This is a genomic window from Nocardia anaemiae NBRC 100462, from assembly GCF_001612725.1.
Classification (GTDB): domain Bacteria; phylum Actinomycetota; class Actinomycetes; order Mycobacteriales; family Mycobacteriaceae; genus Nocardia; species Nocardia anaemiae.
The window spans coordinates 1-16837 of record NZ_BDAZ01000057.1; the positions used below are offsets into that span (position 1 = coordinate 1).

Annotated in this window: 20 protein-coding genes; 13 read left to right on the top strand and 7 right to left on the bottom strand. The window is 64.8% G+C overall.

Annotation, left to right across the window (positions count from 1 at the left end; genetic code table 11):
- A partial coding sequence (locus NA5_RS41900; protein WP_218020177.1) for a hypothetical protein occupies positions 1-240 on the bottom strand: 240 nt, incomplete at its 3' end.
- Here NA5_RS41900 and NA5_RS28545 point away from each other — a divergent pair.
- The 12 genes from NA5_RS28545 (at position 131) to NA5_RS28600 (ending at position 12665) form a co-directional block, all read left to right on the top strand.
- On the top strand, positions 131-1165 hold the full coding sequence (locus NA5_RS28545; RefSeq protein WP_084484491.1) for a Rossmann-like and DUF2520 domain-containing protein: 1035 nt from the start codon (positions 131-133) through the stop codon (positions 1163-1165). The two genes, NA5_RS41900 and NA5_RS28545, sit on opposite strands and share 110 nt — an antisense overlap.
- A 47-nt stretch (positions 1166-1212) precedes the next feature.
- A complete protein-coding gene (gene panC, locus NA5_RS28550; protein ID WP_245672439.1) occupies positions 1213-2190 on the top strand; it encodes a pantoate--beta-alanine ligase in 978 nt (325 codons plus the stop codon).
- Positions 2191-2204: 14 nt separating this feature from the next.
- Positions 2205-2624: an aspartate 1-decarboxylase gene (gene panD, locus NA5_RS28555; RefSeq protein ID WP_040686161.1), complete on the top strand. Its 420-nt coding sequence runs from the start codon at positions 2205-2207 to the stop codon at positions 2622-2624.
- A complete protein-coding gene (locus NA5_RS28560) occupies positions 2624-3418 on the top strand; it encodes a type III pantothenate kinase (RefSeq protein ID WP_062991537.1) in 795 nt (264 codons plus the stop codon). Before panD ends, NA5_RS28560 begins: the two co-directional genes overlap by 1 nt.
- A gap of 179 nt (positions 3419-3597) precedes the next feature.
- Positions 3598-4230, top strand: a complete 633-nt coding sequence (locus NA5_RS28565; RefSeq protein WP_062991539.1) for a cysteine dioxygenase — start codon at positions 3598-3600, stop codon at positions 4228-4230.
- Between the two features lie 8 nt (positions 4231-4238).
- The gene (locus NA5_RS28570) at positions 4239-4661 is read left to right on the top strand and encodes a rhodanese-like domain-containing protein (protein ID WP_062991581.1); all 423 of its coding nucleotides are present in this window, start codon (positions 4239-4241) and stop codon (positions 4659-4661) included.
- Positions 4662-4959: 298 nt separating this feature from the next.
- A complete protein-coding gene (gene lysS, locus NA5_RS28575; RefSeq protein WP_062991583.1) occupies positions 4960-6426 on the top strand; it encodes a lysine--tRNA ligase in 1467 nt (488 codons plus the stop codon).
- A gap of 115 nt (positions 6427-6541) precedes the next feature.
- Positions 6542-6901 carry a histone-like nucleoid-structuring protein Lsr2 gene (locus NA5_RS28580; RefSeq protein WP_040686163.1) on the top strand — a complete coding sequence of 120 codons (360 nt, stop codon included), beginning with the start codon at positions 6542-6544 and terminating at the stop codon, positions 6899-6901.
- A 250-nt stretch (positions 6902-7151) separates the two neighbouring features.
- Positions 7152-7712 (top strand): FHA domain-containing protein, encoded by a 561-nt coding sequence (locus tag NA5_RS28585; protein WP_245672443.1) that lies wholly within the window; start codon positions 7152-7154, stop codon positions 7710-7712.
- Positions 7713-7849: 137 nt separating this feature from the next.
- Positions 7850-8509: an anthrone oxygenase family protein gene (locus NA5_RS28590; RefSeq protein ID WP_062991541.1), complete on the top strand. Its 660-nt coding sequence runs from the start codon at positions 7850-7852 to the stop codon at positions 8507-8509.
- A 409-nt stretch (positions 8510-8918) separates the two neighbouring features.
- Positions 8919-9857 carry an esterase/lipase family protein gene (locus NA5_RS28595; protein WP_062991543.1) on the top strand — a complete coding sequence of 313 codons (939 nt, stop codon included), beginning with the start codon at positions 8919-8921 and terminating at the stop codon, positions 9855-9857.
- A gap of 249 nt (positions 9858-10106) precedes the next feature.
- On the top strand, positions 10107-12665 hold the full coding sequence (locus NA5_RS28600) for an ATP-dependent Clp protease ATP-binding subunit (RefSeq protein WP_062991545.1): 2559 nt from the start codon (positions 10107-10109) through the stop codon (positions 12663-12665).
- Between the two features lie 56 nt (positions 12666-12721).
- On the opposite strand, the gene NA5_RS28605 is transcribed toward NA5_RS28600, so the two are convergent.
- The 6 genes from NA5_RS28605 to NA5_RS28630 form a co-directional block, all read right to left on the bottom strand.
- Complete coding sequence (locus NA5_RS28605; RefSeq protein WP_063813641.1) at positions 12722-13519, bottom strand: LLM class flavin-dependent oxidoreductase; 798 nt, start codon at positions 13517-13519, stop codon at positions 12722-12724.
- Positions 13516-13779 carry an SHOCT domain-containing protein gene (locus tag NA5_RS28610; RefSeq protein ID WP_063813644.1) on the bottom strand — a complete coding sequence of 88 codons (264 nt, stop codon included), beginning with the start codon at positions 13777-13779 and terminating at the stop codon, positions 13516-13518. The genes NA5_RS28605 and NA5_RS28610 overlap by 4 nt, the downstream gene beginning before the upstream one ends.
- Before the next feature lie 284 nt (positions 13780-14063).
- Positions 14064-14504: an OsmC family peroxiredoxin gene (locus tag NA5_RS28615; protein WP_062991550.1), complete on the bottom strand. Its 441-nt coding sequence runs from the start codon at positions 14502-14504 to the stop codon at positions 14064-14066.
- Between the two features lie 111 nt (positions 14505-14615).
- Positions 14616-15068, bottom strand: coding sequence for an SRPBCC family protein (locus NA5_RS28620; protein ID WP_062991552.1), 453 nt, complete (start codon positions 15066-15068; stop codon positions 14616-14618).
- 26 nt (positions 15069-15094) lie between these two features.
- On the bottom strand, positions 15095-15415 hold the full coding sequence (locus tag NA5_RS28625) for a DMT family transporter (protein WP_062991554.1): 321 nt from the start codon (positions 15413-15415) through the stop codon (positions 15095-15097).
- On the bottom strand, positions 15415-16098 hold the full coding sequence (locus NA5_RS28630; protein ID WP_062991556.1) for an FMN-dependent NADH-azoreductase: 684 nt from the start codon (positions 16096-16098) through the stop codon (positions 15415-15417). Before NA5_RS28630 ends, NA5_RS28625 begins: the two co-directional genes overlap by 1 nt.
- Before the next feature lie 102 nt (positions 16099-16200).
- On the opposite strand from NA5_RS28630, the gene NA5_RS28635 reads away from it, so the two are divergent.
- Positions 16201-16818: a TetR/AcrR family transcriptional regulator gene (locus NA5_RS28635; RefSeq protein ID WP_062991558.1), complete on the top strand. Its 618-nt coding sequence runs from the start codon at positions 16201-16203 to the stop codon at positions 16816-16818.
- Positions 16819-16837: the final 19 nt, after the last annotated feature.

A 16837-nucleotide genomic window follows, 5' to 3' on the forward strand; every position in this document is an offset into this window, starting at 1 on the left:
CCGAAGCGCATGCGCCGCAGGCGCGAGTCTCGGCCGCTCGAACGCGAGACAGAAGGGGACCGCGAACACGCAGCGCCGCAGGCGCTGCAAATCCAACACAGCACTGCGGTGTAAATCACGCGGGTGCCCCATGGCACCGGAGAAGGAAGGGCCGATATTCTCGGTGCGTAACGTCTGGTACCCGGCTGTCCGGGACTGGAACGACATCGAGAGGACAACGTTGACCTCGAGAAGCGTCAACCCTGACAACGCTGCTTCGGGTGACCCCGCGCCTGCACGCTTGACGGTGGGAATCGTCTCGGCGGGGCGTGTCGGCTCCGCACTCGGCGCGGCGCTCGAGCGCACCGGACACGTGGTGTTCGGCGTGGCCGCCATTTCCGATGCCTCGGTGCATCGGGCACGCACTCGTCTAACCGAATCCGAGATTCTGCCGGTCGAGGATGTGGCCGCGCGCAGCGAACTGCTGCTGCTGGCCGTACCCGATGCCGAACTGCCCGGGCTGGTGCGCGGTCTCGCATCCGCGGGGGTGGTCCGGCCCGGCACCATCGTCGCGCACACCTCTGGCGCCAATGGGGTCGGCGTGCTGGCTCCGCTGGCCGAGCGCGGCGCATTGCCGCTGGCCATCCATCCGGCCATGACCTTCACCGGACACGACGAGGATGTCGCCCGTCTCGCTAATGCCTGCTTCGGCATTACCGCCGCCGACGAAATCGGCTTCGCCATCGCGCAATCGCTGGTGATCGAAATGGGCGGCGAGCCGGTGCGGGTGCAGGAAGAAAATCGCCAGCTCTATCACGCGGCACTCGCGCACGGCAGTAATCACCTGGTCACGGTGGTCCTGGACGCCGTCGACGCACTGCGCGCCGCCCTGGCGGGCCCCGGCCTGCTCGGCCAGCAGATCGTCGACGATCAACCCAACGGTCTGGCCGAGCGTCTGCTCGCCCCGTTGGCCTCCGCTGCCCTCGACAATGCCCTGCGCCGCGGTCAGTCCGCGCTGACCGGTCCGGTGGCGCGCGGTGACGCGAATGCCGTTGCCGCACATCTGACCGCCATGGCGGCCGTCGATCCCCGCTTGGCCGCGGGCTATCGCGCCATGTCGCTGCGCACGGCCGAGCGCGCCAAGACCAATCCGGCTCTGATCGAGCTGCTGGAGGGAGGCCGATGATGGATCCGAAGTTGCCCGCCGCGAGCGACGGGCCCGGAGGAGGCAGCTTGCGTAACCACGGAGGGCCCCGGGAGCGGCGAATCGGATCCGGCGCGTACCGGCGCGGCGAGCTGACCGTGCACCACGATCCCGAGGTGATCGCCGCCGTCTCCAAGGCCCTGCGTGGCGTCGGTCGGACCGTCGGGCTGGTGCCGACCATGGGCGCACTGCACGAGGGCCACCTCGAGATCGTGCGCCGGGCGAAGCGGACCAACCAGGTGGTCATCGTCTCGATCTTCGTGAACCCACTGCAATTCGGCGTGAACGAGGATCTGGACAAATATCCGCGCACCCTCGACGCCGACGTCGAATTGCTGCGCAACGAGGGTGTGGAGCTGGTATTCGCGCCGAGCGCCTCGGATATGTATCCCGACGGCCCGCGCACCACCGTGCATCCCGGCCCGATCGGCGCCGAACTCGAAGGCGCCAGCCGCCCGACGCATTTCGCCGGCATGTTGACCGTGGTCGCGAAGCTGCTGAATATCGCGCGCCCGACCGAGGCATTCTTCGGCGAGAAGGACTATCAGCAGCTCACCCTGATCCGCCAGATGGTGCGCGATCTGAATATGGACGTCAAGATCGTGCCGCTGCCGACGGTTCGCGAACACGACGGGCTCGCGCTGTCCTCCCGCAATCGGTATCTCGATGCGGCACAGCGGGAATCGGCACTGGCGTTGTCGGCGGCGCTGGCCGCTGGTCGGCATGCGGGCGCGCTCGGTGCGGATGCGGTGCTGACGGCCGCCCGCGCGGTGCTCGACGCGACTCCCGGTGTCGATGTCGACTATCTCGAATTGCGCTCGGCCACGCTCGGCCCGGCCCCCGCGAACGGCAACGCACGACTGCTCGTCGCCGCCAGGGTCGGCTCGACCCGCCTGATCGACAACACCGCCGTCGCACTCGGCGCACCCGTCGACGGCGGTCACCCCACACTTCCCGATTCGCGCACCGCCGCGACCGACTCCCAGCCTGCCCAGGCCAATATTTAGGAAGGGCGACAGCGATGTTGCGCACCATGATGAAGTCGAAGATCCACCGTGCCACGGTGACCCACGCCGATCTGCACTATGTCGGCTCGGTGACCGTCGATCAGGATCTGCTCGACGCCGCCGATCTGCTCGAGGGTGAACAGGTCTGCATCGTCGATATCGATAACGGCGCCCGCCTGGAGACCTATGTGATCGCCGGTGAGCGCGGATCGGGTGTCATCGGGATCAATGGCGCCGCCGCCCATCTCGTGCATCCCGGCGATCTGGTCATCCTGATCGCCTACGGCATGATGGACGAGGCGGAGTTGAAGGAATACGCCCCGAAGGTCGTCTTCGTCGACGAGCACAATCGTGCAACCGATCTCGGTTCCGATCCGGCGCATGCACCGGCGGGTTCCGGTCTGGTCACCCCGCGCTCACTGACCACCGTCTGATGCTGCTGACCATCGATGTCCGGAATACGAGCATCGAGCTCGGATTGTTCTCGGGCAGTGGTAATCACGCGAAGTTGGTGCGGCACTGGCGGATGCATACCAATCCGCTGCTGACCGCGGACGAATTCGCCATGCAGGTGCGCGGATTGGTCGGTGAGCAGGTCGAGGAGATCGTCGGAGTTTCGGCGTTGTCCACCGTGCCGCCGGTACTGCGCGAGATCAGAACGATGCTCACTCGCTATTGGGATCACGTGCCGCACGTGGTGGTGGAACCCGGTGTGCGAACCGGTATTCCGCTGCTTGTGGACAATCCGAAGGAAATCGGCGCGGACCGCATCGTGAACACCCTTGCCGCCCATCATCGTTTCGGCACGGCCGCGATTGTGGTGGATTTCGGCACGGCCACCACCGTCGATCTGGTATCGGCCAAGGGCGAGTTTCTCGGTGGTGTGCTCGCACCGGGTGTGGAGATCTCCAGCGAGGCGCTCATCGAGCGGGCCGCATTGCGCCGGGTCGAGTTGGCACGGCCGCGTTCGGTGGTCGGCAAGAACACTGTCGAGGCCATCCAATCCGGTGCGATATTCGGCTTCGCCGGTTTGGTGGACGGACTGATCGATCGGATCCGCGATGAATTCGACGCATTCGCCGGTGACGATGTCGCGGTGGTCGCGACCGGCCACACCGCACCGTTGATCGTGCCGGAATCGGAGACCATCGATCATCACGAGCCGCATCTCACATTGACCGGATTGCGCCTGGTCTACGAGCGCAATCAGCGCCGTAAGGGTGCTTGAGATGCCCACCCGGGGCGGCCGCGCATGACCAGGCGCTTTGCCGCCGGTTTCGGCGCTGCTACACTCGCAGCCGTGTATTCCCGCGTGAGCACCCAGGAGTGTTGTCGAGGCTGACCTGCCTCGACCGATCGAGGCTGAGCAAGTCCCTCGACCGTTGACACACTCCTGGAGATTCGCTGATGCGTTCTTCTGTTCTTTCCCTCGATTCCGCACGTAATGCCCTTTCGGCCACCCCGCCGCTGGACCGTGCCGTCTCCTCCGCATTACCCACCCGCCTGCGTCCCGCCGATCTGCTCCGGCTGACCGATGAGGGCGCCGAGGATGTACTCGCGGGGCGCTACGACCATCTGTTACCCGCGAATGGAATTTGGCCTACCGATGAGCGCTGGGCCACCCGGCTGCTTTCCGACGACGAGGTCGATGTCTGGCTGATCAGCTGGACGCCGGGTAAATCGACCGAATTGCACGACCATGCTGGTTCGCTCGGCGCATTGACCGTGCTCAGCGGCGCGCTTTCGGAATTCCGCTGGAACGGAACGGAACTGCGCCGCCGCATCCTGACCGCGGGAGATCAGGCCTCGTTCCCGATCGGCTGGGTGCACGATGTGATGCGCGCTCCGGCTGCCGCCAGCGATTGCTTGCAGGTCGCTCGAAACAGCACAGCGGAATCCGTGGGGCCGCTCGATCCGACGCTCAGCGTGCACGCTTATTCACCGCCGCTCACCGCCATGTCCTATTACGAGGTGACCGGCCACGGCACCTTGCGGCGCTCCCGAACCGTCCTCACCGACCAGCCCGAAGGTGATATGTGATGACCCGTTTGACCATCGATCAGATGCTCCAGAACGCGCGGGCCCGGCTGAATCGGATCTATGCCTTCGAAACGCCGCAGGCGCTCGATCGGGGCGCGATTCTGGTCGATATCCGGCCGCAGGCGCAGCGCGCGCGTGAGGGCGCACTGCCGGGTGCGCTGGTGATCGAACGCAATGTCCTGGAATGGCGTTTGGATCCGTCGAGTTCGGCCCGGCTGGCGCTGGCTACCGATCACGATGTGGAATGGATCATCGTCTGCTCAGAGGGCTATACCTCCAGTCTCGCCGCCGCCGCGCTGCAGGAACTCGGTCTGCATCGGGCCACCGATGTGATCGGTGGCTATCAGGCATTGAAGGCCGCCGGCCTGCTCACTGTCGGGGTCCGGGCGCCGCACTTCGCGCGCGAGGTCGAGGCGCTGGCATCACTGTAAATTCGTGCTGAACCACTTCCATCTCGAAACATACGGGCGCGCAATGGCTTTCGCAGGATTGCCGGAGCGCGCCCGCTTTTCGTCAGGTCGGAGAAGGCCACGAAACAGGACATGACGGACTGGCCGATTCGTTAGCGGTCGGTCGTGCCCGGGCGGCCCGCAAATCGATTTCCGGTGCCCGCTAGTGTTGTTGAACGTGAGCAACCCGAACACGCCTTCATCCGGTCGCTCCGCGGGTTCGGTTCCTGCGGGGCAAGCCAACCGTCCCGCGGCTGCCGCGGACGACGTTCCGGAGCAGATGCGGATTCGGCGCGAGAAGCGCGAACGGTTGATCGCCGATGGCGGTGAGGCCTATCCGGTGGTGGTGCCGCGCACACATACTCTCGGCGAAATTCGGGCCGCCTATCCGGAGCTCGAGCCCGACACCCAGACCGGTCTGCGGGTCGGTGTGGTCGGGCGCGTCATTTTCCTGCGCAATACCGGCAAGCTGTGTTTCGCGACGCTGCAGGAGGGTGACGGCACCAAACTGCAGGCGATGATCAGCCTCAACGGTGTCGGAGCCGATGCGCTGGCGGCCTGGAAGGCCGATGTGGACCTCGGAGACTTCGTTTTCGTGCGCGGCGAGGTGATCTCCTCACGGACCGGCGAATTGAGCGTCATGGCCGATTCCTGGGCCATGTCGGCCAAGGCCCTGCGGCCGCTGCCGGTGGCGCACAAGGAGATGAACGAGGAGTCGCGGGTACGGCAGCGCTATGTCGACCTGATCGTGCGTCCGGAGGCCAGGGAAATGGCCAGGACCAGGGTCGCGGTGGTGCGCGCGCTGCGCAATGCGCTCGAGCGTCGCGGCTTCCTCGAGGTGGAGACGCCGATGCTGCAGACGCTGCACGGCGGTGCGGCGGCGCGCCCGTTCGTCACCCATTCCAATGCCCTCGATATCGATCTCTACCTGCGAATTGCGCCGGAACTGTTCCTCAAGCGATGTGTGGTGGGCGGCCTGGAACAGGTCTTCGAGATCAACAGGAACTTCCGTAACGAGGGGTCGGACTCCACGCATTCTCCGGAGTTCGCAATGTTGGAAACCTATGAGGCTTACGGCACCTATGACGACTCCGCGCGGATGATTCGGGAATTGGTGCAGGAAGTTGCCGAGGAGGTCTTCGGCACGCAGGTGGTAACCCTTGCCGATGGCACCGAATACGATCTCCGCGGCGAGTGGACCACGGTCGAGATGTACCCGTCGCTGTCCGATGCGCTGGGCGTATCGGTGACTCCGGAAACTTCGATCGAGGAATTGCGTGCACTCGCCGATCGGGTCGGACTGGAAATTCCCGAGGACAAGGGCTATGGCCACGGCAAACTGGTCGAAGAACTTTGGGAGCACCAGTACGGTGACAAGCTGTACGCCCCGACTTTCGTGCGCGACTTCCCGGTGGAGACATCACCGCTGACCCGACAGCATCGCAGCAATCCTGGAGTTACCGAGAAGTGGGACCTCTATGTGCGCGGCTTCGAGTTGGCAACTGGCTATTCGGAGTTGGTCGATCCGGTGATCCAACGCGAGCGGTTCATGGATCAAGCGCGGCTCGCCGCACAAGGCGATGACGAGGCGATGGCACTCGACGAGGACTTCCTCGCGGCGATGGAGCACGGCATGCCTCCGACAACGGGTACCGGTATGGGAATCGATCGCTTGTTGATGGCACTCACGGGATTGGGAATCCGGGAAACGATACTGTTCCCAATTGTGCGTCCAGTCACGCGCTGACGATCGGATTGCATAGTTCGGCCCTCGTCTTGGAATTTTTCGAATTCGGGGTATTCTTGCCTCGGGTAATCGGCCTAGTATGCGGGTCGCACGATTTCGAGAGGACGTTCATCTCATGGCAAAGAAGGTCACCGTTAGCCTGATCGACGATGTCGATGGTGAGTCCATCGCGGACGAGACCATTGAGTTTGCGATCGACGGTGTGTCGTACGAGATCGACTTGTCGTCGGCAAATGCGGCGAAGCTGCGCGACGGCTTGGAAGAGTGGGTTTCGAGTGCTCGGCGGGTGAGTGGCCGGCGGCGGGTCAAGGCGGCGGTTGCTGCTCCCGGAGCCGCAAAGAGTCGGGTCTCGATCGATCGTGAACAAAGCGCGGCAATTCGCGAGTGGGCGCGCCGGAATGGACACAAGGTGTCCGCCCGTGGTCGTATCTCGGCCGACATCACCGATGCGTACAACAAGGCCGCGAAGGGCTGAGTTCTTATTTAATTGGGCTGCCGCCCGGGCGAATCGTGCGACGCCCGGGCGGCGGTTGTTTGTGATAGGCCTTCGATATGAGGAAGGTCAGCAGTCGACTCGATCTTGCTCGCAGTACCAGGACGCGGCACCATGGAACTGTGCGAAGGGCGTCACTGGCGGTATGGAGAGATGAGGTATCGGCGCAGTGACTGGTTTCGTCGGATCGCTGTTGCGATTCACTGATGACTCGGGTCGGCAGCAGGAGTTCATGCTCACCCCGGACCAGCAGCGCGTCACCATCGGGCGTTCCCCGCAGGCCGATCTGGCGCTGCGCTGGGACGCGGAGGTCTCGCGGCTGCATGCGGCGGTCGAATATCTCGGCGCGCACTGGACGATCGTCGATGACGGCCTGTCCCGCAATGGCACCTTCGTCAACGGGGAACGGCTGGTCGGGCGGCGGCGGCTGATGGCGGGTGATCGAATCCGGGTCGGCACCTCGCTGGTGTCGTTCCACGATTTCGGCGGTGTGGTCGATGACGCGACGCGAACATCGACCGGCACAATTCCCACGTTGCGCTCGCTGACCGATACCCAGCGCGCGGTGCTGGTCGCACTGTGCCGTCCATATAAGAACGGTGCTGGTTTCGCGACTCCGGCCTCGAATCAACAGATCGCCGAGGAATTATTCCTGAGCGTCGATGCGATCAAGACACATCTGCGGGCGCTGTTCGCCAAGTTCGGTGTGGAAAATCTGCCGCAGAATCAGAAAAGAGTCCGACTGGCCGGTTTGGCCATGCAGAGTGGGTTGATCTCCGACCGGGACTTGTGACGCCGTACGGGCGTGGACTCTCGCTTAGGTGGCCGAGCGCTTGAACCATGGCTGCCGGCTCCGGTTGCCGGTGTACTTGAAACATCGCCGGACCGAGTAAATCGGACCAGGTCCGGGTTTCGAGGCAGGAGAAATTCATGTTCGCGCTACGACTCGCCGCGCTGGTGGCGGCCACGCTCGCAACCGGCTTGATCGCGGGCGTTTTCTACGCCTATGCGATATCGGTGATGCCCGCGCTGAACCGCGCCGGCGATCGCACGGTGATCGATGTGATGCAGAAGATCAATGTGGTCATCATCAACCCGTGGTTCATGCTCGGATTCCTCGGCACCGTCGGTTTCACCCTCTTGGCGGCGGCGCTGCACCTCGGCAAGGAACACCGCACCACCTTGATTTGGCTCGGCGTGGCCTTGGCGCTCAATGTGATCGCCTTCGCGGTCACCTCCGGATTGAATGTTCCACTGAACGATCAGCTGGCGGCCGCGGGCGATCCGGCGCAGATCGGTGATCTGGCAAAGGTGCGTGCCGATTTCGAATCCGCTTGGGTCCGTTGGAATATCCTCCGCGCGATCCTGCACACACTGGCCTTCCTGGTGCTGACCGGGGCGCTGTTCGTGGCGGGCATCCAGCACGGGCGCACACAGGCGGCGGGTTCGGTTGGTACACAGCAGGTTTCGCAGCGGGTGTCGAGTGTTGGTCCGCAGGCCGCTGGTCAACCGTATCGCGCGCCGATCATGGCTCAGCAGTACGGATTCGGGCAGACCGGTGCACAGCCGACGAGTGCGCATACGGCTTAGGAACCCACCGCCAATTCTCTGCCGCCGTCGGCGGGCCGATCGCTGATCGACCCGCCGACGGCGGATTTGGTATGCGAAGAATCCATCAGGGTGGGGGCACATTCTCCGGGCAATTGCGCGGATGTACGCCCGAATTCAGCAGCTTGACATGGTGGCCGCCGAAATGCGCCTGACGGGCCGTCTGCGGGCTCGAAACAGCCTATTGCGCGAGCCCGGCCCAGCATCCCGCGAGCACCCTTCGGTTCGGCGATCTCCAGGACGCACTCGCGGACCGTGGCAGCGATCAGATGCATAGCCGATGAGCATCGGAAGAGGAACGAGAACCGCAGGCGGACTTGGCCGAACTGTCCTACGGGTGGCGATAAGTTGCGCTACGTTCTGGAACACGTTTCAGATTTTGGAGGTCTCCATGCGGCGTGTTCGCGGGTCCGCGCTTGTCATCGCCGTGCTGGCCGTGCTGGCGGTCGGTGTGGGTGGTACGGCGCGGGCCGAGTATCCGGTCGACTACAACTTCTTTGCCGGAATTCCGAATGAGCTGGTGAATCACGGTGGCTCGCTGCCGGGTTCGAATGATTGGGGGTGTCGGCCCAGCGCGACGCATCCGAATCCGGTGGTGCTCGCGCACGGTACTGGTGGTGGGGCGCAGACGAATTGGGGGCTCTACGCGCCGCTGCTCGCGAACGAAGGTTACTGCGTCTTCTCGCTGACCTACGGCGCCTACGATCTGCCGTGGCCGATCTCCGCGGTGGGCGGGATGCTGCCGATCGAGCAGAGTGCGGTGCAGTTCGGTGCGTTCGTGGATCGAGTGCTGGCGGCGACCGGGGCGAGCAAGGTGGATGTGGTCGGTCATTCGCAGGGCACGGTAATGCCGAACTACTACGCCAAGCGGCTCGGCGGTGCGGACAAGATCGATAAATACGTATCGATCGCACCGGCCTGGCGGGGTACCAATGCGGGCGGCGGTGCGGATGCGGCCGCGTTCGCCGACAAGCTCGGCGCCGGGTCCTTCTTCCAGGCGGCGGCAGGCTCGCTGTGCCAGGCCTGCGCCGAGTTGTTGCGGGATTCGACCTTCCTGCGGGATCTCAACAGCGACGGCGTCTACGTGCCCGGCATCACCTACACCAACATCATGGCCGGTCTCGACGAAATCGTCGTCCCGTACGACTCGGGCTTCGTGCCCGGACCGAATACGAGGAATATCGTGGTACAGGACGGCTGCGGATCCGACTTCTCCGAACATCTGGCGATCGCGGGCAGTCCCCGTACCGCCCGCTTCGTGCTCAACGCCCTCGATCCGGACCATGCGCGCGAGGTGCCGTGCGAGTTCGTCCCGCCCTTCACCGGGTGACACCAGGACTGGGAAGCGTCGAGCGGCGATTTCGCTCAGGGCAAAACCCGAGCGGAAACGTATCCCGCAACGAGCACGTTATGAGTGAATGACCGTGCTGTCGCTGGTCCCCAATAGGGTGGACTAGAGGCGGCGTAATCCCCTGCCAACTAGAGTGGAGGCCGGGGCCGCAACCCCCGGGCTTCATGGCAGGCTGACGCCACAGAAGCGTCGGACGCCAGAATGTCGGAGCAGGAGAGTGAGGGAGCGATGTTCGAGAGGTTCACCGACCGCGCGAGGCGCGTCGTTGTCCTGGCCCAAGAAGAGGCCCGGATGCTCAACCACAACTACATCGGCACCGAGCACATCCTGCTTGGGTTGATCCACGAGGGCGAGGGCGTAGCGGCGAAGTCGCTGGAATCCCTTGGAATTTCGCTGGAGGGTGTGCGCAGCCAGGTGGAGGAGATCATCGGCCAGGGCCAGCAGGCCCCATCCGGTCATATCCCGTTCACTCCGCGCGCCAAGAAGGTGCTGGAGCTGAGCCTGCGCGAGGCGCTGCAGCTCGGCCACAACTACATCGGCACCGAGCACATTCTGCTCGGCCTGATCCGTGAAGGTGAGGGTGTCGCGGCGCAGGTGCTGGTGAAACTGGGTGCCGATCTCAACCGGGTGCGCCAGCAGGTCATCCAGCTGCTGTCCGGGTACCAGGGCAAGGAACCGGTGGAATCCGGTTCCCGCGGTGAGGCCGGGACCCCGTCCACCTCGCTGGTGCTCGACCAGTTCGGTCGCAACCTCACCCAGGCCGCCCTCGAGGGCAAGCTCGACCCGGTCATCGGCCGCTCGAAGGAGATCGAGCGCGTCATGCAGGTGTTGAGCCGCCGCACCAAGAACAACCCGGTCCTGATCGGCGAGCCCGGTGTCGGTAAGACCGCCGTGGTCGAGGGTCTGGCCCAGGCCATCGTCAACGGCGAGGTCCCGGAGACGCTGAAGGATAAGCAGCTCTACACCCTCGACCTGGGTTCCCTGGTCGCGGGCAGCCGCTACCGCGGTGACTTCGAAGAGCGCCTGAAGAAGGTGCTCAAGGAGATCAACACCCGCGGCGACATCATCCTGTTCATCGACGAGCTGCACACGCTCGTCGGCGCGGGTGCCGCCGAGGGCGCGATCGACGCCGCTTCCATCCTGAAGCCGAAGCTGGCCCGCGGTGAGCTGCAGACCATCGGTGCCACCACCCTCGACGAGTACCGCAAGTACATCGAGAAGGATGCCGCCTTGGAGCGCCGGTTCCAGCCGGTGCAGGTCGGTGAGCCGACGGTCGAGCACACCATCAATATCCTCAAGGGTCTGCGCGACCGCTACGAGGCACACCACCGGGTCTCCATCACCGATGGCGCGCTGGTCGCGGCCGCGACGCTGGCCGACCGCTACATCAACGACCGGTTCCTGCCGGACAAGGCGATCGACCTGATCGACGAGGCCGGTGCCCGCATGCGCATCCGTCGCATGACCGCACCGCCGGACCTGCGCGAATTCGACGACAAGATCGCCGATGCGCGCCGGGAGAAGGAAAGCGCCATCGACGCGCAGGACTTCGAGAAGGCGGCGCGGCTGCGCGATAAGGAAAAGCAGCTGGTCGCCAAGCGCGCCGAGCGCGAGAAGCAATGGCGCTCCGGTGATCTGGATGTCGTGGCCGAGGTCGACGACGAGCAGATCGCAGAAGTGCTGGCCAACTGGACCGGTATCCCGGTGTTCAAGCTCACCGAGGAGGAGACAACCCGTCTGCTCCGCATGGAGGACGAGCTGCACAAGCGGATCATCGGCCAGGAGGACGCGGTCAAGGCCGTCTCCAAGGCGATCCGCCGTACCCGCGCCGGTCTGAAGGATCCGAAGCGTCCCTCGGGCTCGTTCATCTTCGCCGGTCCGTCCGGTGTCGGTAAGACCGAGCTGTCCAAGGCGCTGGCGAACTTCCTGTTCGGCGATGACGACGCGCTCATCCAGATCGATATGGGCGAGTTCCACGACCGCTTCACCGCATCGCGGCTCTTCGGTGCCCCGCCCGGGTACGTGGGCTACGAAGAGGGCGGCCAGCTCACCGAAAAGGTGCGCCGCAAGCCGTTCTCGGTCGTTTTGTTCGACGAGATCGAAAAGGCACACCAGGAGATCTACAACACCCTGTTGCAGGTCCTCGAGGACGGTCGTCTCACCGACGGCCAGGGTCGCACGGTCGACTTCAAGAACACCGTGCTGATCTTCACCTCGAACCTGGGTACCTCGGACATCTCCAAGGCGGTCGGCCTGGGCTTCACCCAGTCCAATGCCGAGGGTTCGAACTACGAGCGGATGAAGCTCAAGGTCAACGACGAGCTGAAGAAGCACTTCCGGCCCGAGTTCCTCAACCGCATCGACGACGTGATCGTCTTCCACCAGCTCACCACGGACCAGATCGTGGAGATGGTGGACCTGATGATCGGCCGCGTCGCCACGCAGCTGAAGAACAAGGACATGGAGATCGAGCTGTCCCCGCAGGGCAAGGCACTGCTCGCCAAGCGCGGCTTCGATCCGGTGCTCGGCGCCCGGCCGCTGCGTCGGACCATCCAGCGCGAGATCGAGGACCAGCTGTCGGAGAAGATCCTCTTCGGCGAGATCGGTCCGGGACAGACCATTGTGGTCGATGTCGAGGGCTGGGACGGCGAGGGCTCCGGTGAGAACGCCAAGTTCACCTTCACCGGCAAGGCGAAGCTGACCAAGGCTGCAGCGACCGAGGAGAAGCCGGAGGTCGTGCTCACGGGTGCGGGCGAAGGCACCACCGCCGAGGCAGCTGGCGAGTAAGTCGTAAACGCTGAAATGCCGCCCACCGGATTTACCGGTGGGCGGCATTTTTCGTATCAGCTCGTGAACCGGGCGAGTGTCGGGGCGAAGGCTGCGGCCAGTTCGCCGGGGACGATCAGTTCATCGATGCCGTACTTCTCCCGGCGGTATTCGAGCACCTCGGCGACGGCGGCCGGATCGTCGTCGAGCACACCCGCCGAACCGGCCGCGCGCAGGCCGTCGGCGGTGAGTCCGAGCCGCTTGGTCAACCAGAACGGCAGCTCGTCACCGATGCCGACCAGTTGATGGGTGAAGCGCACGTCGCGATCGGTATTGTCGCGCACGATCCGGACCATCTCGGCGAGATCGTCCTCGGTAGCGTCGGGTCCGGCCGCCAGCAGCACCCGATCGGCGAAACCGGCTGCGACAGCGAGCATTCGAGGTCCATTCGCGGCGACGACGATCGGCGGCGCCGGATCGACCTGTTCGCGAACGGCCCGCACGGCGGCGAGAAGTTGCTCACGACGCTGGGCCGCTGAACCCCAAGGCATACCGAGCCGTTCGGCCTCGGCGCTCGCATCGGGACGTCCCGACCCGATGCCGAGTTCGAATCGTCCATCCGAAAGCAGTTGCAGGGCGGCGGTTTCCCGCACCGTGACGGCCGGATTGCGCAGGGGCGCGGCCAATACGTTCGGGCGCAGTCGGACGGTGGTGGTCACCGCGGCGGCAGCCGCGAGTGTCGGGAATGGTGAAGGGGTATTCAGGGTGTCCGGCAGCAAGATCGTCCGGTAGCCCTGCTGCTCGGCGCCTTGTACCGCGCGAACCCATTCGGCTCCCGATCGCGGTGTGATGACGATTCCGAAGGTCATGCTCATGACTTACCGCCGCGTTCGCGCAGCACCGCCAGTCGACTCCGATATTGATCCTCGGTGATCTCGCCCCGCGCGAATGCAGTGCGCAGCGCACCGATTCCGCTCTGGTGTGCCCAGAACCGCCGCCGCGCGAATACGAACAAGACAATGATGGTGGCCCAGAAGAGCAATGGGAATATCCAGAAGAACGGCCAGGGATGCCATCCGCCGTCATAGTGATCGGCCAAGAAGGTCATGGCCTCGGGTTGAGTAAGAATGTTCATGCCTCAACCCTGCGCCTGACACCCCCGTCCGGACATCGGCCTGCCGACGATATTCGCCCTACGCCTGCGCGCGTACTCCCCAGCCGCCCGGCACCTTGGGATCGGCTTCAAGCGAATCGCTGAAAGCAGCGCTACAGAGTGTCGAACGAGTTGGTGAGGACGCGCTCCCCGCTTGTCGCAGGCTCCGAGCGCTCTACCTGAGGTTGCGATACGGGGTGCAGTATGCACGCGCTCGCATAACCACTGGGCTCCTCGCACCCGTGATGGTGCGAGGAGCCGGGAAGTCAGGCGAGGGCGGCGTCGAGGGTGATGTTGTCCACTCCGGCGAGTGCCTTGCTGACCGGGCAGCCCGCCTTGGCGGCGGCCGCAGCGGCAGCGAAGCCGTCGGCGTCCAGACCGGAGACCCGGCCGCGGACGGTGAGTTTGATGGCGCTGATGCGGAAGCCGCCGTCCGGATCCGGGCCGAGGGTGACATCGGCGGTGACATCCAGGCTCTCCGGCGTGCCACCGGCATTGCCGATCTGGGCCGAGAGGGCCATGGCGAAGCAGGAGGAGTGCGCCGCCGCGATCAGTTCCTCGGGGCTGGTGGTGCCGTCGGCCTCGTCGGCGGCACGCTTGGGGAAGGAGACGTCGTACTTGCCGACACCGGAACTGGCCAGCTCGACCTGGCCGGAGCCGTCCTGGAGGCCACCGGTCCAAGCGGTGCGCGCGGTACGTGTGGGCATCACGGTCCTTTCGAAGATGTGTGGATCACAATTCGCAGTCGAACCTACCCCCGACGCCCACGCGACGTGTACGGAGGCGGCCGCCGGATCGAGTGCCGCACCGGACCACGTTCAGGCGGGCTCGGCGATGCGCTGATCGAGCTGTTCGAGCACCAGCGGCCAGGCCTGCGAATGCCGGTCGCGCGCAGCTTCATCGGCAAATCCCGCGTGTGCCAAGCGAAGTCGGGTGCCGGAGGCGGTGGGCACCAGTTCGACCGTCACCACGGTTTCCGCGCCCTCGCTGCCGCCCGCCCCGGTCACCCAGGTCAGCTCGACGAGCTGATTCGGAATCAGGCGGATGAACCGTCCGTAGTGCGGGTTGCGCGTGCCCTGGTAGTCGGTCTCGAAGAAGAACGGCGCGTTCACGGCGGGGCGCATGAGGACCGAGCCTGGAGCCGCGAACCAGTCGTCGAAACGCTCGGTCCATGCTCGGTACAGCGCCGGTGGCGGCGCGGTCATGGTGCGCTCGACCTCGAGCCCGAAGGGTCGCGACGATAGATCGGGTACCCGCACTGGTTCGATCATGCTTCGGACTGTACCGCCGGACCCGCTCACTCCGGATTGGTGACGCGCGCCAGCACGATGCCGCCGAGAATCAGCGACAGCGCCAGCAACCGCCCGGCGCTCATCGGATCCTTGTTGATCACGACACCGAGGCTGATCGCGCCGACCGCCCCGATTCCGGTGAAGACCGCATAGGCCGTGCCGACCGGCAGCGTCTGCATGGCCCGCGAGAGCAGATACACCGCGACCGCGCCGAGTACGAAGCAGATGACGGTCGGGACGAGGCGGGTGAAGTTCTCCGTCGGTTTGATGCTCTGCGCCCAGATGATCTCCACCAGCCCGGCGATGCCGAGAATGATCCAGTTCATCAGTACACCGATCCTTTCGAGCGACCTGCGAGCGGTCGCTGGCCGCGGACCAGATCACGCACGAATTCCATTGCGGCCGAATAGGACTCGTCATGCTTGCCGCGTAGATGTGCCAGTGCCGGATCCTGCCTGGAGTTGGCCAGTTCCGCATGGACGAAAACGGTGTCGGTGACGGCGAAATGGCCCGCGAAGAAATCGCGAAGATAGCGTTCTTGATAATCGAACGCGGCCTTGGGCGCGCCGGGTGCGTACGACCCACCGCGTGCCGAGACGACGACGAATCGCCTGTCGCCCAGGGACATTCGCGGGAAGGTCACCTGGTCGAGCCAAGCCTTGAGTGCGGCAGGGATCGAGTAGTTGTACATCGGGGTGCCGATGAGAATCACGTCGGCGGCAAGAATCTCGGTCAGCAGCGGATCCACGATGGCCCAGGCGGCGGCCTGTTCCGGGGTGCGAACCAGCTCGGCGAGGCGGTTCAGGTCCGTGCTGGGTTGGGCGAGGACGGCATCGCATAGTTCGGTCCATGCCTCATCGATGAAGGGCACGGGCTCGGCCGCCAGATCGCGATAGATGTAGCCGCCGTCCGGATTCTCGGCTCGCCACGTCTCGGCGAATGCCGCGCTCAGTTCGCGGCTGATGGAACTGTGTCGGGCGCTGGCATCGAGGTGCAACAACGTGCTCATGATCGACCTCTTCCTTATAACTGGACATCGTGTCCGTTTTAAACTCTAACTATAAGCGGACATTCTGTCCAGTTGTGTGGATAGTCGACTACAGTCGGGGGCATGAACAGCGATATCGACCTGCTCAGCGGGCATCCGGAACCCGCGGTGCCGACCGAGCGCGCGGACGCGGCCCGCAACCGGGCCAAGGTGCTCGCCGCGGCCGCCGAACTGTTCGCGTCCAGGGATCCGCGCACGGTCACGATGGACGACATAGCCAAGGCGGCGGGGGTGGGGCGTGGCACGTTGTATCGCCGCTATCCGGATAAGAATTCGATCGCCGTCGCACTGCTCGACGAACACGAACGCGCACTGCAGGAGCAGCTGTTGCGCGGTGACCCGCCGCTCGGTCCCGGCGCACCACCCGCCGAACGGCTCGCGGCCTTCTATGCCGCCATGGTCGAATTATTGGACGGACACGCCGATTTGGTGCTCGGTGCGGAGACCGGCGGCGCGCGGTTCGCGACCGGTGCGTACGGCTTCTGGTTCCTGCACGTCCGGTCGCTGTTGGTGGACGCTGGTATCGGCCAACCGGACGCCATGGTCGATGCGCTGCTCGCGCCGTTGGCCGCCGAGGTCTATCGGCATCAGCGAGCGCGAGGCCTCACCTCGGCGCAGATCGCGGCGGCACTGGCAGAATTGGCCCGTTCCCTGCTATCCGAGAATGCGCCGAACCGTTGACGAACTATTGTCCACCAAC